Genomic DNA, 18,972 nt, shown 5'->3' with positions numbered 1-18,972 from the left:
TTTCCAGCACCTCGACGCCGAGTCGCGCGAGCCGCCCGGCCACCGAGCGCCGGCCGGGTTTCTTCACGGCGCCGCGGTCCGAGGCAGCCGCTGTCGTGTCGGTTGCTGTACGAACAGCGCGCTGCCGCCCGTGTGTCGCGGTATACACGCACCGCCGCGCCGAGAGTGCGAGGCGGGCACGGGCGGGACGATGCACCTCATGCGGCATGCGGTGCGCACATCCGGCTTCAGTGGGGGAGGGGCTCTTCGGCGTATTGGCCGCGCAGGCGCTGGACCGCGTCGTCCATATGGTCGCGCAGCAGACGCTGGGCGCGCGCCGGGGAGGCCGCGCCGATCGCTTCCCGAAGCGCCACGTGCTCGTCGGCCTGCTCGCGTAGATCGGGATAGGTGGTCTGCAGCTTGCCCAGGCACATACGGGTTTCGATCAGCAGCGTGCGCGCCGCTCGCACGAGTCGCGTACTACCCGCCGCCGCCACCAAGGCCTCGTGGAACTGCTGATCGGCGTCGGAGACTCCGGCGGCATCGCCCGCCGCGGCCCGTTCGAGCATGGCGTGCACACTCGGTGCGAGTGCCTCGTAGGCGATATCGCGGCGGTCGTCGAGGATCAGCGCGAGTGCGCCGCCTTCGATCGCGGTGCGCGACCGGTAGATATCGACGACATCGGCGAGGGTGAGTTCGATGACGAAGATGCCGCGGTTGCGGATACTGTGCAGCAGGCCCTCGGATACCAGCCGCTGCATCGCTTCCCGGACCGGTCCGCGGGAGACCCCGAACTGCGTGGCGAGGTCGGCTTCGCCCAGCTGTGCTCCCGGTTCCAGTGCGCCGCGCATGATGGCCTCGCGCAGGCTGTCGGCGATCATCTCCGCGGTGGAACGCTGATTGACGGGTTCGAAATCAATGACCGACATATGCGGGCCTTTCCGCGAAAAGTGCGCCCAGGGACGGGACGATCCGGGTGGCGCCGGCGAGTCGCAACCCCTCCCAGATGGTGACCTGGTTCGCCGTCAGTACCGGTTTACCCAGCGCGGCCTCCAGCCGGGGCAGCACCTCGAGGGTATGCATGGCGGTATCGGGGATCAGCAGGGCCTCCGCCTCCGAGTGGTCGTTGGCCCGTGCCAGCGCCAGTACCTGGTCGGCGTCGAGTGTGCCGACTTCGGCGGCGGTTTCGATACCCGCGCTCGCGAATGCCGTCACGGTGATCCCGGCATCGGCCAGGAAATCGGCGAACAGCCCGGCCACATCCGCGGGGTAGCTCGCCGCGACCGCCACCCGCCGGATGCCCAGCGCTTGCGCGGCCGCCACGAACGCGAAACTGGTGCTGGACGCCGGGACGCCCGCGGCCTCGGACAACCCCTGGACCTGCTCGCGGGCACCATCGGGGCCGTAGACGAAACTGCCGGAGGTGCATGCCCAGACCACCGCGTCCGGCCGGTGCCTGGCGAGGCGGGCGGTGCCGTCGCGGAGTTTGGCCGGGCTGCCCAAATCCAGCAGTTCGGGAACGGCGTGCAGATCGGTGCCGTAGATATGGGCCACCGGCAGCCGCGCGTCCAGCAGCGCCTCCGCGCGTGGGTAGTCGTCCTCGGCGGCGTGGTCGGGATAGATGAATCCGATGGTCGGTGCCGGCATGGGCCCTCCGTTTCCGAGCTGGGTTCCGTTCGGGGACATCATTTTTCAGAACACCTCCAGCAGCCACCGGCCCGGGCCCATCATCGGCAGTTTCATCCGCCCGAGACAGGCCCACATGGTGAGCTGATTGGCCGTGAGAATCGGTTTGCCCAGAACCTTTTCCAGCGGTTCGATGATGTCGTAGGTGGGCAGGTTCGTACAGCTGACGAAAATCGCCTCGGCCCGCGGATCGTCGGCACCGAGGATGCGTTCGGCGATGGTGCGGTAGTTGACCTTCCAGATACCGCCGCCCAGGCCGAGGTGGTCCGAGCGGACGACCGCGCAGCCCGCTTCGTCGAGGAAGTCGCGCAGTTTGCCGGTGAGAACCTCGTCGTAGGGGGTCATGATCGACAGGCTTTCGATGCCGAGATGTTTGACCGCCTCGAGTAATGCGCCGGAGGTGGTGACGGCGTTCGGGGCGCCGGCCCGGCAGATCGTCTCCCGCAGCGAGCGTTCGTATTCGATGCCTTTGATGAAACTGCCGGATGTGCACAGATAGGCCACGACTTCGGGTTCCACGTGCAGAACATTGCGCGTCGCGGCCGTGAGATGAGTGGCGTCGGAAACCAATTCGGCCATGGCCAGCGACACCGGGACCGGTTCGTAGGGTGTGCGGGCCAGATGCAGGCTCACCTCCAGCGGCGCCCAGCGCCAGAGTTCGCGCTCCAGGGCGAGGTCGAACGGTGCGATGACACCGATGCCCCGTTGCGCTACGGGACCCTCGATATCGGGGAAATCGAACTCCACTGCGGCCCCTCTCGCGCTCAGCCGGGTAGACCTCCGAGAACGATCGGATTGTTGACAATCATACGATGTGACCATACTGTGTCAATATGAAATCGGGCCCCATCGTCACGATTGTGCACAGTGACCAGCAGCCCGATCCGGCCTCGATGGCGCCGGTCAGTGCGCGGGCCACGGTGCGCTACACGGATTCGGCCGGGTTGGCCGCCGCGCTACCCGGTGCCGATGTGCTGTTCGTCTACGACTTCCAAACCCGTGCGCTGCCCGGTGCCTGGCCGGCGGCGGACCGGTTGAGCTGGCTGCATATCGGTGCCACCGGTGTCGATACGGTGATGTTCGACGAACTGCGGGACAGCGATGTAGTGGTCACCAACACCCGCGGAGTCTTCGATACCGCGATCGCCGAATACGTCCTCGGTCAGATTCTCGATTTCGCCAAGGATCTGTCCGGGTCGAAGCGGCTGCAGCGGCAGGAGATCTGGCATCATCGCGAATCCGAGCGGATCGCCGGGTCCACCGCGCTCATCGTCGGCACCGGATCGATCGGCCGTGCCGTCGCCGGATTGCTGCGGGCCGCCGGAATGCAGGTCCGCGCGGTCGGCCGCCGCGCCCGCACCGGTGATCCCGATTTCGGCACCGTCACCACCGATCTGATCGCCGAACTCCCCGGCGCGGACTACGTCGTCGCGATCGCCCCGCTGACCGACCGTACTCGGCATATGTTCGACGCCCGGGCCTTCGGTGCGATGAAACCGCACGCCCGCTTCGTCAATGTCGGGCGTGGTGAACTGGTGGTCACCGATGATCTGGTCACCGCGCTGGAGACCGGCGCGATAGCCGGGGCCGCGCTGGATGTCGTGGATCCGGAGCCGCTGCCCCCCGGTCATCCCCTCTGGCAGTTGCCCAATGCGCATATCACCCCGCACAATTCCGGTGATTTCGCCGGTTGGCGCGCGGAGATCGTCACCGCGTTCGTCACCAATTTCGACCACTGGCTGGCCGGTCGGCCACTGGACAATGTCGTCGACAAGACGCTGGGGTATGTGCCCGGCTGAAGGAGGGCCGCAGATGAACCAGCCCGAGGTACCCCGACCGACCGACCCTGTCGAGATGACCGCGGTCGAACTGGTCTCCGCCTATGCCGCCGGGACGTTGTCACCGGTGGAGGCGACCGAGGCGGTGCTCGCCGCCATCACCGCGCGAGATACCGATATCAACGCCTACTGCCTCGTCGATCCCGACCGGGCACTGGTGCAGGCCAAGGATTCCGAGGCGCGCTGGCAATCCGGGCATGTCCGCGGGCTCCTCGACGGTGTACCGATCTCGATCAAGGACATCTTCCTCACCGAGGACTGGCCCACTCGCCGCGGCTCGCTGAGCATCGGGCCGGACGGCCCCTGGCCGGTGGACAGTCCCGTCGCCGCGCGGGTTCGTGAGGACGGGATGGTGATGGTGGGTAAAACCACCACGCCCGAGATCGCCTGGAAGGGTGTGACGGACAGTCCGCTGACCGGTATCACCCGCAACCCCGTCGATCCCGCCCGAACCGCCGGTGGATCCTCCGGTGGCAGTGCCGCGGCGGTCGCCGCCGGGATGGGCCCGGTCTCGGTGGGTACCGACGGCGGCGGCAGTGTCCGGATTCCCGCCGCATTCTGCGGCATCGTGGGTTTCAAACCCACCCACGGCCGCATCCCGCTGTACCCGGCCAGCCCGTTCGGCCCGCTCGCGCATGCCGGACCGCTGACCCGCACCGTCGAGGACGCGGCACTCCTGCTGGACATTCTCGCGCTGCCGGACCCGCGCGACCCCACCGCGTTGGCGCCCACCCTCACCACGTTCCGCGGGCAGATCCAGCGTGACGTCCGCGGCGTGACCGCCGCCTACTCGCCGACGCTGGGCTATGTGCGGCCCGATCCGGAGGTCGAGGCGATCGTCTCCGGGGCGGTCACCGCACTGGAGACAGCCGGGCTCCGCGTTTCGGCCGCCGACCCCGGTTTCTCCGATCCACGCGCAGCCTTCGACGTGATGTGGGCGGCGGGCGCCGCGGCCATGCTGGCGAGTTTCCCGCCGGGTGCCCGGGAGAAGGCCGACCCGGGTCTGCGCCGGGTCTGGGAGCACGGCGAAACCCTCTCCGCGACCGACTATCTCGATGCCCGCGCCGTCGCCGCCCAGGTCGCGATCACCATGGGCACCTTCCATACCGTCTACGACCTGCTCCTCACGCCCACGGTGCCGATCCCGGCGTTCGCGGCGGGGCACGATGTCCCACCGGACAGCGGGATGTCGGACTGGCCGGATTGGACGCCCTACACCTATCCGTTCAACCTCACCCAGCAGCCCGCGCTGAGTATCCCGGCCGGGCTGACGAGCGATGGGCTACCGGTCGGTCTGCAGATCATCGGCCCCCGGCATTCCGACGATCTCGTCCTGGCGGTCGGCCGGTTCGCGGAGGCGGTGCTGGCCGCGCGCTGATCAGGGCGCCCACCCGTTGCGTCGTGGCTGCCGGCGTCTGTGCGGTGCGGATCAGCGGGCGAGGAATTCCGCGGCGGTGGGCGCGAACTCCTCGTGGAACTGGAAAATGCCGCCGTGCCCGGCGCCGGGGTAGATGACCAGCTCGGAGTCCTCGATGCGCTGGTGCAGGTCCACGGAGAGGATCGACGGCACCATCCGGTCGTTGTCGCCATTGGCGATCAGGGTGGGCTGGGTGATCTTCGAGAGATCGGCCGGCGCGGAGCGGCCCCATTTCTTTATCGCCCGCAGCTGCGCCCGGAACGCCTTCACCGTGATCGGGGCGTCCCGGTCGGCGGTGCGCTCGTCGAGGCGTTCGACGAAAGCGCGGGCGGCGCGTTTACCGGTTGCGTCGCGGTTGAAGAACAGGAACTCCTTCGGGTCGGACCGGGTAAGCGTTGCGCGGAGGATGTCGTAGTAGGTGGTTCGGGCGACCTTGTCGATGCCCTTCCCGCCGGCGGGGCCGGTCCCGGTGAGGATGAGCCTGCGGACCAGGTCGGGACGCTCGAGCACGAGAGCCTGGGCGACCATGCCGCCGAGTGAGAACGAGAAGATGTCGACCTCGTCGAATCCGAGGGCTTCGAGGAAGGCCACGGCGTCCTCGGCCATCGCTTCCACACTGTCGGGAACTGTGCCGGTGGACGCACCGACACCGCGGTTGTCGAAGGCGATGATGTGGTGGTTCGCTGCGAGGGGATCGATGATGCGGGGATCCCAATTGTCGAGGGTCGCGGCGAGGTGAACGAAGAAGACGACCGGGGTGCCGGACTCAGGTCCCAGCTCGCGGTACGCGTAGGTGGTGTCACCTGCGGTGACGGTACGGGTCGGCGCCTCCGCGTAGGAGGTGGCGACGGGATCGTTCTCGGTGGTCATGGTGATTCCCGGGGGGGTCGTGGGTGTCAGGTCTCGGTGCTGTCGCTCGTGGTGGTGGTGGCGGGGGAGATGCCGCTGATGACGGCTTTACCTCGGATACCGCCTTTTACCAGCGCTTCGAGCGCCTGCGGGGTCCGGTCGAACGGAAAGACCCGTCCGACGACAGGACGTAACGTGCCGTCGTCGACCAGGGTGGCGATCCGGCGCAGCTGGTCCCCGTCGGCGTGCATGAACAGGAACTCGTAGCTCACGCCCAGCCGCCGGGCCCGACGGCGGATGCCGGCACTGAGCCCGGTGACCGCGAGGCGCAGCACCGGGCTCGCGCCGATTTCGCGGGCGAAGGCCGGGTCCGGAGGGCCGGCTATCCCGATTGCCTTTCCACCGGGCCGCAGTACGCGCAGTGATTTCTCGAGATTCTTGCCGCCGAGGCTGTCCAGTACCAGATCGTGGTCGTGCAGTACCTGTGCGAAGTCCTGGCTGCGGTAGTCGATAACGGTGTCGGCGCCGAGTTCCCGGACGAAGCTCGCGTTGGCCGCGCCGGCTGTTGTCGCAACCGTCGCACCGAGGTGCTTGGCGAGCTGGATCGCGATGGACCCCACACCGCCGGCTCCGGCGTGGATGAGAACTTTCTGACCGGCTTGCAGGTTGCCGCGCTCCACGAGCGCCTGCCACGCGGTCAGCGCCACCAGCGGCAGGGTGGCCGCCTCCTCGATGGTGGTCGATTCCGGTCTGAGCGCCAGATCGGCTTCGGCGACGGCGATGCGCTCTGCGAACGTCCCGATGCGGTCTGCGCCGGGTCTGGCGTAGACCTCGTCTCCGGGTTCGAACGACCGCACTCGGCTGCCGACCCGGAGGACCACACCGGCCAGATCGTTACCGAGAATCAGCGGCAGTTCATACGGCAGGATCCGCTTGAACTCGCCGATGCGGATCTTTTCGTCCAGCTGGTTCACCCCGGCGGCGTGCACCTGCACCAGCACGTCGTGCTCGCCGACAACCGGCTCCGGTACGTCGGTCTCACGGAGGGGGCCTCGGTATTCGCTGACGACAAACGCTCGCATGGATCATGCTCCTTCGGTCTGTACCGTCGGCCGGGCGGCCGTTCGCGGCAGGCTGCTCAACTGTGGGTGGCGTCGAGTTGGGGATAGAGCGCCTCGACGGGCGCGCTGAGGACCGCCTTGACCTGGGCGGAAGCCGCATCGGCAAGGACCTCGTATTCGCCGGCTTCGACGGCGTCGAACACCGTCCGTACGAGGTCCGCAGGTTGTGTCTTGGGTTCGGTGGTGTGCGCGGCCATCGGAGTGTCGACGTAGCCGACATGCACCCCGACGACGTGGACGCCCGCGGGGGCGAGCTCGAGACGCAGGGAATTGGTCGCCGACCACAGGGCTGCCTTGGTGGCGCTGTAGATACCGGCAACGGCGTACCAGCTCAGCAGAGAGTGGATATCGATGATCACCGACCCGTTCGTGCTGCTCAGGACCGGGGCGAAGGCGCGGGTGAGGAAAAGCGGGCCGAGGAAGTTCGTCTCGACGTTGGTGCGGATCTCCTCTTCAGTATGGGTGAGGATGCCGGCACTGGAAACCGATGCGCCGGCGTTGTTGATGAGCACGGTCACGTCCGGCGCGGTGGTGGCGGCGGCCCGGATGGATTCGGGGTCGGTGACATCGAGGGCGAGCGGGACGATTCGCTCGTCGTTCCAGTCCCGGGGGTTGCGGGCGGTGGCGTAGACCTTCGCCGCGCCACGCGCGAGGGCTTCGTGGACGAAATGCGTTCCGATACCGCCGTTCGCTCCGGTCACGAGCACAACGGCTCCGTCGAGTGAGGGCATGTCACGCTCTTTCTGTTTCGGGGCGCGGTACCCGCGGGTGCCGCTGATTCGGGGCTGGTGGTGAGCCGCCGTCCCCTAGAGGTGGTCGGCCGGATTCGTCACCGGCCGGAAAGGAGCGTTTCCTGATGGGAAGATCTGAAGGAAACACACCCGACCCAGCCGTATCAATACTGACTACACTCAAAACTGAGCGCAGTCAGAATTTATTCCGAGAAGGACACCTGTTATGCCATTCGCTCCTCAGCCGGTCGGTAGGCGCGAGCGGAACAAGCAGCAGAAGCTCGACCGCATCACCGCGGCCGCCGGCGAGCTCTTCGCCGAATACGGCGTCGACGAGGTGACCACCCAGCAGATTGCCGACAAGGCCGACGTCGGGGCCGGGACGGTGTTCCTGTACGCCAAGACCAAGGGCGAATTGCTGCTACTCGTGCAGAACGCCCACTACAACGAAGCACTCGAGCGGGGGCGTGCGGCTGCCGAGAATACCCCCGACGTGCTCGACGCCGTGATGGCGATCGTCCGTCCGATAGTGGGGTGTAACCGCACCCAGATCGACAACGGGCGCACCTATCTGCGGGAGATGGTCTTCGGCAACCCGGAAGAACCCCACCACCGCGAAGCCCTGGCCATCGTCGAGCGGACCGAGAGCGCCATCGCCGCGATACTGGGCCGAGACGGGCGGGTCGGTGCGGCCGCGGCCGCGACGTTGGCGCATGTGGTGTCCGCGGTCATGTTTCTTGCCATGGCGGCCACTGCCAATATCGCGCACAGTGTCGACGAGATCGTGGCGGATATCAGGAGTCAAGTCTCTGCCCTCCTGCCGTGATGCGCCGGCAAACCCGGGTACCTCGCACGAGTGCGACGGACCCGGTTGTCCGGGTCGTACGTCGCGCGGGTGATCGGCGCCGGTTCGAGTATGCGGCTCGCGTCGTGTCGGTGCGGCCGGGCGCGGCACACACCGACACGGCAGGTGGGGTGTGCTCAGGCGCGGGCGAAGGCGAGGGATTCGCCCGCGACGCCGTGTAGCCACAGCGTGTTGCAGGCGGCGGCGAGCTCGTCCAGGCCGTCCTCGATGGTGGCGAAGACATTGCCGGGGACCCAGCCCAGATCGCCGTTGATGAGCAGGTTGTTGCGGCCGTAGAACAGTGCGAGATCGGTGGCGCCCTGCGCGTGATGAGCGGCCGACCCCGGTTCGTAGCCGTAGGCCGGGTTGCCGATCTCCCAGGGTTCGAAATCGAACAGGCAGACGTCGCCGGGAATGGGTGTGACAGTGGGGTTCTCGCGGTGCGGCGCGCCCTGGATCCGGGGCACCAGGGTATAGACCTCGTTACGGGCGTATTTGGCGTGGAAGGCATCGCCTTCCTGTGGCAGGGCATCCCATACCGCGGCGCAGGTCCGCGGCGCCTGCTCGTCGAGCAGTCGGGCGCGGCAGGTTGTTCCGGCTTTGGTCAGGGTGATCGTCAGATAGCGCGCCATGTATTCGTCCTGATGGTCGTGCGGAGGACACCGACTGCGCGGCCGGTCTCCTCGCGGATGGGATCAGCGGCCGAGCTCGGCGAGTACGTCGGACCAGATGTCGAGCGCGTCGGCGACCTGGGTCTCGGCGACGACGAGGGGTGGGATCATGCGCACCACGTTCATATGCGCACCGCAGGTCAGCAGCAGCAGGCCCTTCGCGGCCGCGAGTTGCTGGGCGGCAGTGGCGGTTTCCCGGTCCGGCGTGCCGTCTGCGGCGGTGAACTCCGCACCGACAAGCAGCCCGAGTCCGCGGGTGTCACCGATGGCCTTGGATTCGGCCGCCCGCACACCGGCCAGCAGTTGTTCGCCCCGGACCCGCGCGTTCTCGACGAGCTTTTCCGATTCGATCACCTCGAGGGTGGCGAGCGCGGCGGCGCAGGCCACAGCGTTACCGCCGTAGGTGCCGCCTTGCGACCCGGGCCAGGCGGCGCTCATCAGTTCGGCCGAGGCGGCGATTCCGGAGATGGGGAAGCCACTGGCCAACCCCTTGGCCATGGTGATGACATCCGGCTCGACGCCGAAATGCTGGTGACCGAAGAACTTTCCGGTCCGGCCGAAACCGGTCTGGATCTCGTCGAAGATCAGCAGGATGCCGTGCCGGTCGGCGCGTTCGCGCAAACCCTCGAAGAACACCCGGTTGCCGGGGATGTATCCGCCCTCGCCGAGAACCGGTTCGACGACGAAGGCCGCGGTTTCGGCGGGGGAGGTGAGGGTGGCGAATACATAGTCGAGTTCGCGCAGTGCGAAGGAGGTCGCTTCCTCCTCGCTCCAGCCGTAGCGGTAGGCGGTGGGAAAGGGTGCGACTTGCACACCGGACATGAGCGGGCTGAAACCGGCGGAGAACCGGGTGCCGGAGGTGGTCATGGTCGCGGCGGCCACGGTGCGGCCGTGGAATCCGCCGTGGAAGACGATCACATTCGGGCGCCCGGTGGCCTGGCGGGCCAGCCGCAGTGCCGCTTCGATCGCCTCGCTGCCCGAATTGGCGTAGAACACCGAATCCAATCCCGCGGGCAGCACCGTGCCCAGGCGTTCGGTGAGTTCGAGCATCGGCCGGTGCATCACCGTCGTGTATTGGCCGTGGATCAGTTTCGCGACCTGCTCCTGGGCCGCCGCCACGACCCGCGGATGGCAGTGGCCGGTGCTGGTGACTCCGATACCGGCCGTGAAATCGAGGTATCGGCGACCGTCGGTGGCGTAGAGATAGCAGCCCTCGCCGTGGTCGACGGTGACCGGGGTGGCCTGCTTCAGGATCGGGGACAGTTCGGCCATGGTGGCGCCTCCCGGGACGGTCGGTGCGGCGGTCCGGACCGACGAGTATGCGAGATCGTGAGTTCACGATTGTCGGATTGTTGACAATATGGATATCACGGCGAGGTCGCCTCCGGCAATGCCCGGACATCGGCCACGCCCGTCCGGGCGTGTCGGAACTACCCCGCGGTCAGTCCCGCAGCCAGATCGCCTCGGCGGCGATACTGCCCAGATCCGTGAGGTTTTCGTCCCGCCCGATCCGTACCGCGATGGTCCCGGCGAAATCCCGCCGCTCCACCACCACGATCACCGTATCCAGCGCTATTCCCACCGAATCGAAATAGCGCAACATATCCGGGTCGGAATCGGAGATACGGGCCACCCGCCCCGATTCGCCCGCCTCGAAATCGATCAACCGGCGGGCCGGCGGAGTAGGCACCGCGCCATCCACGGACGGAATCGGATCGCCGTGCGGATCCCGGTCCGGGAAGCCGAGCTTGGCATCGATCCGGGCCATCAACAGATCCGAGACGGCGTGCTCGAGGATCTCCGCCTCGTCGTGGACCTCGTCCCAGCCGTAACCGAGCTCGCTCACCAGAAACGTCTCGATCAGCCGGTGCCGGCGCACCATCGCGATCGCGGCCCGGCGGCCCTCCTCGGTCAGTGTGATGGAGCCGTACCGGGCATGCTCCACCAAACCCTGATCCGACAGCTTGCGCACCGCCTCCGAGACGGTCGAGGCGGAGACGCCGATCCGCTCCGCGAGCAGTTTCGTGCTCACCCGTTCCTGTGACCACTCCTGGGTCGTCCAGATGACTTTCAGGTAATCCTGGGCCACCGACGACAGCCCCGGAGCGGCCGATTCCCCGGCGTCGGCGAGTTCCCGTCGGGTGGCGATATCTCGTTTTCCGGGCACAACCACGAGCTTAAGCATTCGCGGTGCGATACACCTATCCCGCCACCTCCGCGAAACCCCGTGTTCGCGCGTGCGTAGCCGGGGCCCGGCAGCCGTCCCACCCGAATACGGTGCGGCCGCTTGTTTGCGTAGGCTTGGCGTCTGTGCAGAGGTGGCGAAGTCTCGACGACGTACCCGCGGACTGGGGGCGGTGCGTGCTCACAATCGGCGTGTTCGACGGTGTTCATCGCGGTCACGCGCAGTTGATCAGCCGGGCGGTGAAGTCCGCTGCCGCGCGCGGCGTCCCGGCGGTATTGATGACCTTCGATCCGCATCCGATGGAGGTGATCCGGCCCGGTTCCCATCCCGCGCAACTCACCACCCTCACCCGGCGTGCCGAACTCGCCGAGGAACTCGGTGTCGACGTCTTCTGCGTGATGCCGTTCACCCACGACTTCATGAAACTCACGCCGGCCGAATACGTGCACGATCTGCTCGTGGAACGCCTGCATGTGGCCGAGGTGGTGGTCGGCGACAATTTCACCTTCGGCAAGAAGGCGGCAGGAACGGTCGCCACCATGCGCGAGCTCGGCGACCGCTTCGGTTTCGCCGTCGACGGCGTGACCCTGCTGGGCGAACACGCCGTCACTTTCTCCTCCACCTATATCCGTGCCTGTGTGGACGCCGGGGACATGGCCGCCGCCGCGGATGCGCTCGGCCGGCCGCACCGGGTCGAGGGGGTGGTGGTGCGCGGTGACGGTCGCGGCAAGAGCTTGGGATTCCCCACCGCCAACGTCGCGCCGCCCATGCACGCCGCGATCCCGGCCGACGGTGTCTACGCGGCCTGGTTCACCGTGCTCGGCCCCGGGCCCACGATAGGCACGGTGACCCCGGGGCAGCCCGCCATGGCGGCGGTTTCGGTGGGTACCAACCCCACCTTCTCCGGGCGTGCCCGCACCGTCGAGGTCTACGTGCTGGACCGCGAGGCCGACCTCTACGGACAGCATGTGGCCGTGGATTTCGTGGACCATCTGCGCGGGATGCGCAAGTTCGAGTCGGTCGACGAACTCGTCGCCGCCATGGGCCGCGATGTCGACACCGCCCGCAAGATCCTCGGCGCCGGGAGCTAGCAGCGCGGTGTGGGGTTACCGACCCCCCGGGCCGGGACCCGGACCGCTCCGGTAGGGTGGCTCGTCGGGTCTGCTGCGGTCCGCGGCGGCGCCCACCCCGGATACGACGATCGGTGAGCCGTTCACCTGCAGAGGTGGACGATTCCCGGGCGGCCGGGTTCCTTACGCGCGGAACTGAGAAACAGGAGTGGATGCCCCATGGCGTTGACCACCGAGCAGAAGAAGTCGATTCTGGCCGAGTACGGTCTGCACGAAACGGACACCGGTTCCCCGGAGGCGCAGATCGCGCTGCTGTCCAAGCGGATCTCCGAGATCACCGAGCACCTCAAGGTGCACAAGCACGACCACCACACCCGCCACGGCCTGATGGCGCTGATCGGCCGCCGTAAGCGCCTGTCGAAGTACTTGGCGGACAAGGACATCAACCGGTACCGCAGCCTGATCGAACGCCTGGGCCTGCGGCGCTGATATTCCGTGAACACGCCCGGTTCGACGAGCCGGGCGTCACGTATGCCGACGGGGCGCATACAATCGCCTCGTCGGCATTTTCGTGTGCGGGGGACCTCCCGCGTACGAGAACGACAGAACCAGCCGTCGCACCCGCGCTCGTGGCGTCGGTCTTCGGTAGTGGCTTTTCGGCCGGGGTTGATACGCCGGAGAGCTTCGATCGTTGACCGCCTCCGCGTCGCCGTATCCAAGGGGATCCGGCCGGGTGTACGCGCCGCAGCCCGCTATACGGCGGCCGCTGACCTCGACGGTCACCGCGGTTACGCCGTCGCGCCGCGTCCAAACCTGGTACGGCTGACACAGCCGGATCGCGCCACCGGGCGCGGTATCCGGCGAGACGAGAGGTTGAGAACAGAGATATGCCAGAAACCACCGAACGCTCGACGAGCTCGGCCATCGAGGTCGAACCGGGTGTTTTCGAATCCGTCGCGCTGATCGACAACGGCGTCTTCGGCACCCGCACCGTACGTTTCGAAACCGGCCGGCTGGCCAAACAGGCCGCCGGTTCGGTCGTCGCCTACCTGGACGACGAGACCATGCTGCTGTCGGCGACCACCGCCGGTAAGCACCCCAAGGACCAGTTCGATTTCTTCCCGCTGACCGTCGATGTCGAAGAGCGGATGTATGCGGCGGGCCGGATCCCCGGATCCTTCTTCCGCCGCGAGGGCCGCCCCTCCACCGACGCGATCCTCACCTGCCGCCTCATCGACCGGCCGCTGCGCCCCTCCTTCGTGGACGGCCTGCGCAACGAGATCCAGGTCGTGGTGACGGTGCTGAGCCTGGATCCGAAGGATCTCTACGATGTGGTCGCCATCAACGCGGCGTCGGCGTCCACCCAGATCGCGGGCCTGCCGTTCTCCGGTCCGGTCGGCGGGGTGCGGGTCGCGCTGATCAACGATTCCGTGGCCGGCACCCCGGCAGGTGGCCAGTGGGTCGCCTTCCCGACCAATGAACAGCTGGAGAAGGCTGTTTTCGATATGGTCGTGGCCGGCCGGGTCACCGATACCGGTGATGTCGCGATCATGATGGTCGAGGCGGAAGCCACCGAGAACGTGATCGCGCTGGTCGAGGGCGGGGCGCAGGCGCCGACCGAAACCGTGGTCGCGGAGGGCCTGGAGGCCGCCAAACCGTTCATCGCCCGCCTGTGCCGGGCCCAGCAGGACATGGCCGAGCTGGCGGCCAAGCCCACCGAGGATTTCCCGCTGTTCCCGCCGTACGCCGACGATGCGTACGCCGCCGTTGAGGACGCCGCCAAGGCTCCGCTGTCGGAGGCGCTGAGCATCGCCGGTAAGCAGGAGCGCGAGGAGAAGATCGACGAGATCAAACTCGAGGTGCTCTCCCGGCTGGGCGAGGCGTTCGAGGGCCGCGAGAAGGAACTCGGCGCCGCCTTCCGCTCGGTGACCAAGAAACTGGTCCGCCAGCGCATCCTCACCGACGGTTTCCGGATCGACGGCCGCGGCCTGGCCGATATCCGCGCGCTGTCCGCGGAGGTCGCCGTGGTGCCGCGGGCCCACGGTTCGGCGCTGTTCGAGCGCGGTGAAACCCAGATCATGGGTGTCACCACCCTCGATATGGTCAAGATGGCGCAGCAGGTGGATTCGCTCGGCCCGGAAACCTCCAAGCGCTATATGCACCATTACAACTTCCCGCCGTACTCGACCGGTGAGACCGGTCGGGTCGGCTCGCCCAAGCGGCGCGAGATCGGCCACGGTGCGCTGGCCGAGCGGGCACTGATGCCGGTGCTGCCCAGCCAGGACGAGTTCCCGTACGCCATCCGCCAGGTCTCCGAGGCGCTGAGCTCCAACGGTTCCACCTCGATGGGTTCGGTCTGCGCATCGACCCTGTCGCTGCTCAACGCCGGTGTGCCGCTGAAGGCGCCGGTCGCGGGTATCGCCATGGGCCTGGTGTCGGACACCGTCACCAACGACGCCGGTGCGCAGGAGGTCCGCTATGTGGCGCTGACCGATATCCTCGGCGCCGAGGACGCCTTCGGCGATATGGACTTCAAGGTCGCCGGAACCCGTGACTTCGTCACCGCCCTGCAGCTCGACACCAAGCTCGACGGCATCCCCTCGCAGGTGCTCGCCGGTGCACTGGGCCAGGCGCACGACGCCCGCACCACCATCCTGGACGTGATGGCCGAGGCCATCGCCACCCCGGACGAGATGAGCCCCTACGCACCGCGCGTCACCGCGATCAAGATCCCGGTCGACAAGATCGGCGAGGTGATCGGGCCCAAGGGCAAGATGATCAACCAGATCACCGATGACACCGGCGCCAATATCTCCATCGAGGACGACGGCACCGTATTCGTCGGGGCCACCGACGGCCCGTCCGCGCAGGCCGCGATCGACGCCATCAACGCCATCGCGAACCCGCAGCTGCCCAAGGTCGGCGAGCGGTTCCTCGGCACCGTGGTCAAGACCACCGCCTTCGGTGCGTTCGTCTCGCTGCTGCCCGGCCGTGACGGCCTGGTGCACATCTCCAAGCTCGGCAACGGCAAGCGCGTCGCCAAGGTGGAGGACGTGGTGAACGTGGGTGACAAGCTGCGGGTCGAGATCGCCGATATCGACAACCGCGGCAAGATCTCGCTGGTCCCCGTCGACGAGAACGCCGACGAGGTACCTGCCGAGGCGCCCGCCGATGCGGATACCGCGGCGACCGAGTAGTACTGGTCGTGTGACGGAGCAGAAAACAGCGGCCCCCCTGCGCCCGAGTGGGCAGGGGGGTTCGTCATCGACGTGGCGGATCGGCGAAACCGTCGAAATCGACAACGGAGTGCGGCGTACCGTCCTGCCGGGCGGCCTGCGAGTGGTGACCGAGCATGTCCCCGGGGTCCGTTCGGCATCCGTGGGGGTCTGGGTGGGGGTCGGTTCGCGCGACGAGGGCCGCACCGTCGCCGGTGCCGCGCATTTCCTGGAACACCTGCTGTTCAAGGCCACTCCGACCCGGTCGGCCCTGGATATCGCCGAGGCCATGGACGCGGTCGGCGGTGAGCTCAATGCGTTCACCGCCAAGGAACAGACCTGCTACTACGCCCATGTCGTCGACGAGGATCTGCCGCTGGCGGTGGATCTGGTCAGCGATGTGGTGCTCAACGGGCTGTGCCGGGCCGTGGATGTGGACCTGGAACGGCAGGTCGTCCTGGAAGAGATCGCCATGCGCGACGACGATCCGGAGGATCTGGTCGGCGACGCGTTCCTCACCGCCCTGTTCGGTGATCACCCGATCGGGCGGCCCGTCATCGGATCCATCGAATCGATCGAGGGCATGCGGGCGAGCCAGCTGCGGTCGTTCCACCAGCGCCGGTACACGCCGGACCGGATGGTGGTGGCGGTGGCCGGCAATATCGACCACGAGCACACGGTGGAACTGGTGCACCGGGCGGTCGCCGGCCGGCTGGATCCGGCGGCCGCTCCCGCGCCGCGGCGCGAGGGACATTTCCGGACCCGGTCCGCGCCGGAACTGAGCTGGATTCATCGCGACAGCGAACAAGCGCATCTGGTGTTCGGGGTCCGGGCCTACGGCAGGCACGAGGGCCCGCGCCGCTGGCCGCTGTCGGTACTGAACACCGTGATCGGCGGCGGGTTGAGCTCCCGCCTGTTCCAGCGGATCCGGGAGGAACGCGGCCTGGCGTACTCGGTGTACTCCAGTGTGGACACCTTCGCCGATACCGGAGCCTTCTCGGTGTATCTCGGCTGCCAGCCGGAGAACCTGAACGAGGTGGCGGCGCTGGCGCGCGGGGTACTCGAGGAGGTCGCGGCCGACGGGATCACCGATGCCGAATGCGCCCGGGCGAAAGGGTCGCTGCGCGGCGGGCTGGTGCTCGGGCTGGAGGATTCGGCGTCGCGGATGAACCGGATCGGGCGCAGTGAACTCAGCTACGGCAATCACCGCACCGTCTCCGAGACGCTGGCCCGTATCGACGCCGTGACCACCGAGGAGGTCGGCGAGATCGCCCGATCGCTGCTCGCCCGGCCGTTCGCCGCCGCGATCGCCGGACCTTACCGCCGCAAACGGGATCTGCCCACTGCGGTTACCCGGCTGGTGGGCTGAGTTATCCGCCGGAGGCGATGCGCAGGGGGGCGTTTCGTGCGCCGGCCGGTCGAAGGGGTTCGGTGCGTAGCGGCCCTCGGATGTGACCGTCGAGCACCTGTCGGTCGCGACGCCGACTGCGCACCGAGCCCGCAGTGCTCCGGTCGGAGGTCATATCCTGCTGGGGACCTCGGGACTACCACTCACGCGCGTGCCGGATGACCGGTGGCCATTTCAGGCGATCCGCGTGGTCGATGTCCCGGCGACCCGGCGACCCGGCGACCCGGCGGGCACGGGACAGACGGATGGCTACCCCTGGGCGCGGTTGGCGGCTTCCGTGATCGACACCAGCAGACCGGGTAGCGCCTCGTCGAGGGCCTCGCGACGCAGCCGCTGGTAGGTCTGGCCGTCGATGACCAGCCGTTCGGTGACGCCGGCTTCGCGCAGGATTTTGAAATGATGGGTGGCGGTCGACTTGTTGATGCCGTCGTAGAGGGACGCGCAGCGCATGGCGGTGCCCGCATTGCTGAGCCTGCGGACCATTTCCAGGCGTACCGGATCCTGGAGCGCGCCGAGCACGGCGGACAGCGGGGCCACGGGGGTTGCCGCGGTGCTGGTGTCGGTCATTGGCCCGCCTCGGTTGGTTTGATGATCGTCGTACCTTACGTTACTGTCGATCAAGTTCGATAATCTTCAAACTTACCTGATCGGGGTTTCGATGGCGGCGACAATCGCGGCACCGGCAGTGGATCGAGCGGTGCAGCCCTGGGCCTATGCGCTGGTGCTGGGTGCCACCGGCGTCGCACTCGGAGTATCGGGGGTGCCCGCTCCGCTGTACGGCATCTACGAGCAGGAATGGCACCTCTCGCCGCTGGTCACCACCATCGTGTTCGCGGTGTACGCGGTGGCCGCGCTGGTGGCGGTGCTGGTTTCCGGGCGTATCTCCGATGTGGTCGGACGTAAACCGGTGCTGCTCGGCGCGTTCGTGACCATGATCGCGGGCCTCGTGGTCTTCGTTCTCGCCGACACCGTGGCGATGCTCGTGCTGGCCCGGGCGCTGCACGGATTGGCGGTCGGTGCGACGGTCGTGGCCGGCGCCGCGGCACTACTCGACCTGCGTCCGCACCGCGGCGCGCGCTCCGGCCAGCTCAGCGGCGTGGCCTTCAATGTCGGTATGGCGGTGGCGATCATGGGGTCGGCACTGCTCGCGCAGTACGCACCCAATCCCTTGCGTACCCCGTACGTCGTGATCAGCGTGATCTGCTTGATCGTGGCCGCGGGTGTCCTCGCCCTTCGCGAACCGCACGCCGCGCGGGTCGCGGGCCGGATCCGGATCGCGCGCCCGGCGGTACCGCAGGAGATCCGCACCGATTTCTGGTTCTCGGCGCTGGGCGTGATGGCGGCGTGGTCGGTGCTCGGTGTCCTGCTGTCGCTGTATCCGTCGCTGGCCGCGGAACGGACGGGCATCCACAACCTGGTCTTCGGCGGGGTCGTGGTCGCCTCGACGGCGCTGGCGGCCGCGCTGGTGCAGCTGTTCGCCACCCGGGTGCCGGCCCGGCGGGCCGCGATCATCGGCGATATCGGAATGGCGATCACCCTGCTGCTGACCATTCCGGCGCTGGCCACCCATCAGTGGACGGCCGTGGTCGGCATCGGTCTGGTACTCGGCGCCACCTTCGGGCTCGGCTTCGGCGGTTCGCTGCGCCACCTGTCCAATGTGGTGCCGGAGCACAAACGCGGCGAAACCATGTCCGCGTACTACCTGCTGGCCTATACGGCCATGGCGCTGCCGACGGTGCTGGCCGGCTGGGCCGCCACCGCCTGGGGGCTGGACCGGGTGTTCCCGTGGTTCATTGCCGCGGTGGCTCTCGCCTGCCTCGTCGCCGCGCTGCTCGGGCTGCGGGGCGGGCGGCCCCCGCCGGGCGCGGGATGAAACCGGGGCGGGGGGGCCGGGGGGCCCCCCCGCCCCCGCGGGGTAAGGGGGCGCCCCCCCGGCGGGGGGGGGGTGATACGCCAGG

Annotated in this window: 18 protein-coding genes; 8 read left to right on the top strand and 10 right to left on the bottom strand. The window is 67.9% G+C overall.

Annotated elements, in window-relative coordinates:
- Positions 1 to 227: 227 nt before the first annotated feature.
- Genes QH195_RS19610 through QH195_RS19600 form a run of 3 tightly spaced genes read right to left on the bottom strand, consistent with a single transcriptional unit; the run spans position 228 to position 2,412 of the window.
- Positions 228 to 908, bottom strand: coding sequence for a GntR family transcriptional regulator (locus QH195_RS19610; protein ID WP_280419699.1), 681 nt, complete (start codon positions 906 to 908; stop codon positions 228 to 230).
- The gene (locus QH195_RS19605; RefSeq protein ID WP_280436495.1) at positions 895 to 1,626 is read right to left on the bottom strand and encodes a maleate cis-trans isomerase family protein; all 732 of its coding nucleotides are present in this window, start codon (positions 1,624 to 1,626) and stop codon (positions 895 to 897) included. The genes QH195_RS19610 and QH195_RS19605 overlap by 14 nt, the downstream gene beginning before the upstream one ends.
- Positions 1,627 to 1,671: 45 nt before the next feature.
- On the bottom strand, positions 1,672 to 2,412 hold the full coding sequence (locus tag QH195_RS19600) for a maleate cis-trans isomerase family protein (RefSeq protein WP_280419697.1): 741 nt from the start codon (positions 2,410 to 2,412) through the stop codon (positions 1,672 to 1,674).
- 86 nt (positions 2,413 to 2,498) lie between these two features.
- Here QH195_RS19600 and QH195_RS19595 point away from each other — a divergent pair, with 86 nt between their 5' ends.
- Together QH195_RS19595 and QH195_RS19590 are read left to right on the top strand one after the other, a co-directional pair.
- A complete protein-coding gene (locus QH195_RS19595; protein WP_280419696.1) occupies positions 2,499 to 3,464 on the top strand; it encodes a D-2-hydroxyacid dehydrogenase in 966 nt (321 codons plus the stop codon).
- Between the two features lie 13 nt (positions 3,465 to 3,477).
- Entirely contained in the window at positions 3,478 to 4,881 is a 1,404-nt protein-coding gene (locus tag QH195_RS19590; RefSeq protein ID WP_280436494.1) for an amidase, read from the top strand.
- Between the two features lie 51 nt (positions 4,882 to 4,932).
- Here the strand turns inward: QH195_RS19590 and QH195_RS19585 are convergent, their stop codons facing one another.
- From QH195_RS19585 to QH195_RS19575, 3 genes are read right to left on the bottom strand one after another with little or no spacing between them, the layout of a single operon-like run.
- The gene (locus tag QH195_RS19585; protein WP_280436493.1) at positions 4,933 to 5,790 is read right to left on the bottom strand and encodes an alpha/beta fold hydrolase; all 858 of its coding nucleotides are present in this window, start codon (positions 5,788 to 5,790) and stop codon (positions 4,933 to 4,935) included.
- Between the two features lie 26 nt (positions 5,791 to 5,816).
- Positions 5,817 to 6,851 carry an NADP-dependent oxidoreductase gene (locus QH195_RS19580; protein WP_280436492.1) on the bottom strand — a complete coding sequence of 345 codons (1,035 nt, stop codon included), beginning with the start codon at positions 6,849 to 6,851 and terminating at the stop codon, positions 5,817 to 5,819.
- Between the two features lie 56 nt (positions 6,852 to 6,907).
- Positions 6,908 to 7,621 (bottom strand): SDR family oxidoreductase, encoded by a 714-nt coding sequence (locus QH195_RS19575; RefSeq protein WP_280436491.1) that lies wholly within the window; start codon positions 7,619 to 7,621, stop codon positions 6,908 to 6,910.
- A gap of 226 nt (positions 7,622 to 7,847) precedes the next feature.
- Here QH195_RS19575 and QH195_RS19570 point away from each other — a divergent pair, with 226 nt between their 5' ends.
- Positions 7,848 to 8,447, top strand: a complete 600-nt coding sequence (locus tag QH195_RS19570; protein WP_280436490.1) for a TetR/AcrR family transcriptional regulator — start codon at positions 7,848 to 7,850, stop codon at positions 8,445 to 8,447.
- 155 nt (positions 8,448 to 8,602) lie between these two features.
- On the opposite strand, the gene QH195_RS19565 is transcribed toward QH195_RS19570, so the two are convergent.
- The 3 genes from QH195_RS19565 to QH195_RS19555 form a co-directional block, all read right to left on the bottom strand.
- Positions 8,603 to 9,097 carry a DUF3830 family protein gene (locus QH195_RS19565; RefSeq protein ID WP_280436489.1) on the bottom strand — a complete coding sequence of 165 codons (495 nt, stop codon included), beginning with the start codon at positions 9,095 to 9,097 and terminating at the stop codon, positions 8,603 to 8,605.
- A gap of 63 nt (positions 9,098 to 9,160) precedes the next feature.
- Positions 9,161 to 10,408, bottom strand: a complete 1,248-nt coding sequence (locus QH195_RS19560) for an aspartate aminotransferase family protein (protein ID WP_280436488.1) — start codon at positions 10,406 to 10,408, stop codon at positions 9,161 to 9,163.
- Positions 10,409 to 10,577: 169 nt separating this feature from the next.
- Positions 10,578 to 11,321 carry a metal-dependent transcriptional regulator gene (locus QH195_RS19555; protein WP_280424384.1) on the bottom strand — a complete coding sequence of 248 codons (744 nt, stop codon included), beginning with the start codon at positions 11,319 to 11,321 and terminating at the stop codon, positions 10,578 to 10,580.
- A gap of 125 nt (positions 11,322 to 11,446) precedes the next feature.
- On the opposite strand from QH195_RS19555, the gene QH195_RS19550 reads away from it, so the two are divergent.
- The 4 genes from QH195_RS19550 to QH195_RS19535 all read left to right on the top strand — a co-directional run bounded on the left by QH195_RS19550 (position 11,447) and on the right by QH195_RS19535 (position 16,975).
- On the top strand, positions 11,447 to 12,412 hold the full coding sequence (locus tag QH195_RS19550) for a bifunctional riboflavin kinase/FAD synthetase (protein WP_280436487.1): 966 nt from the start codon (positions 11,447 to 11,449) through the stop codon (positions 12,410 to 12,412).
- A 198-nt stretch (positions 12,413 to 12,610) separates the two neighbouring features.
- Positions 12,611 to 12,880: a 30S ribosomal protein S15 gene (gene rpsO / locus QH195_RS19545; protein ID WP_195054650.1), complete on the top strand. Its 270-nt coding sequence runs from the start codon at positions 12,611 to 12,613 to the stop codon at positions 12,878 to 12,880.
- A 398-nt stretch (positions 12,881 to 13,278) separates the two neighbouring features.
- Positions 13,279 to 15,588: a polyribonucleotide nucleotidyltransferase gene (locus QH195_RS19540; protein ID WP_280436486.1), complete on the top strand. Its 2,310-nt coding sequence runs from the start codon at positions 13,279 to 13,281 to the stop codon at positions 15,586 to 15,588.
- Positions 15,563 to 16,975, top strand: a complete 1,413-nt coding sequence (locus QH195_RS19535; protein WP_432278359.1) for a M16 family metallopeptidase — start codon at positions 15,563 to 15,565, stop codon at positions 16,973 to 16,975. The genes QH195_RS19540 and QH195_RS19535 overlap by 26 nt, the downstream gene beginning before the upstream one ends.
- A gap of 288 nt (positions 16,976 to 17,263) precedes the next feature.
- On the opposite strand, the gene QH195_RS19530 is transcribed toward QH195_RS19535, so the two are convergent.
- Positions 17,264 to 17,581 carry an ArsR/SmtB family transcription factor gene (locus QH195_RS19530; RefSeq protein ID WP_280436485.1) on the bottom strand — a complete coding sequence of 106 codons (318 nt, stop codon included), beginning with the start codon at positions 17,579 to 17,581 and terminating at the stop codon, positions 17,264 to 17,266.
- A gap of 91 nt (positions 17,582 to 17,672) precedes the next feature.
- Here QH195_RS19530 and QH195_RS19525 point away from each other — a divergent pair, with 91 nt between their 5' ends.
- Complete coding sequence (locus tag QH195_RS19525; RefSeq protein ID WP_280436484.1) at positions 17,673 to 18,887, top strand: MFS transporter; 1,215 nt, start codon at positions 17,673 to 17,675, stop codon at positions 18,885 to 18,887.
- Positions 18,888 to 18,972: the final 85 nt, after the last annotated feature.

The sequence above is a fragment of the Nocardia carnea genome, from assembly GCF_029868855.1.
Classification (GTDB): Bacteria; Actinomycetota; Actinomycetes; order Mycobacteriales; family Mycobacteriaceae; genus Nocardia; species Nocardia carnea_A.
This window is presented reverse-complemented; position numbering and strand designations above follow the sequence as displayed.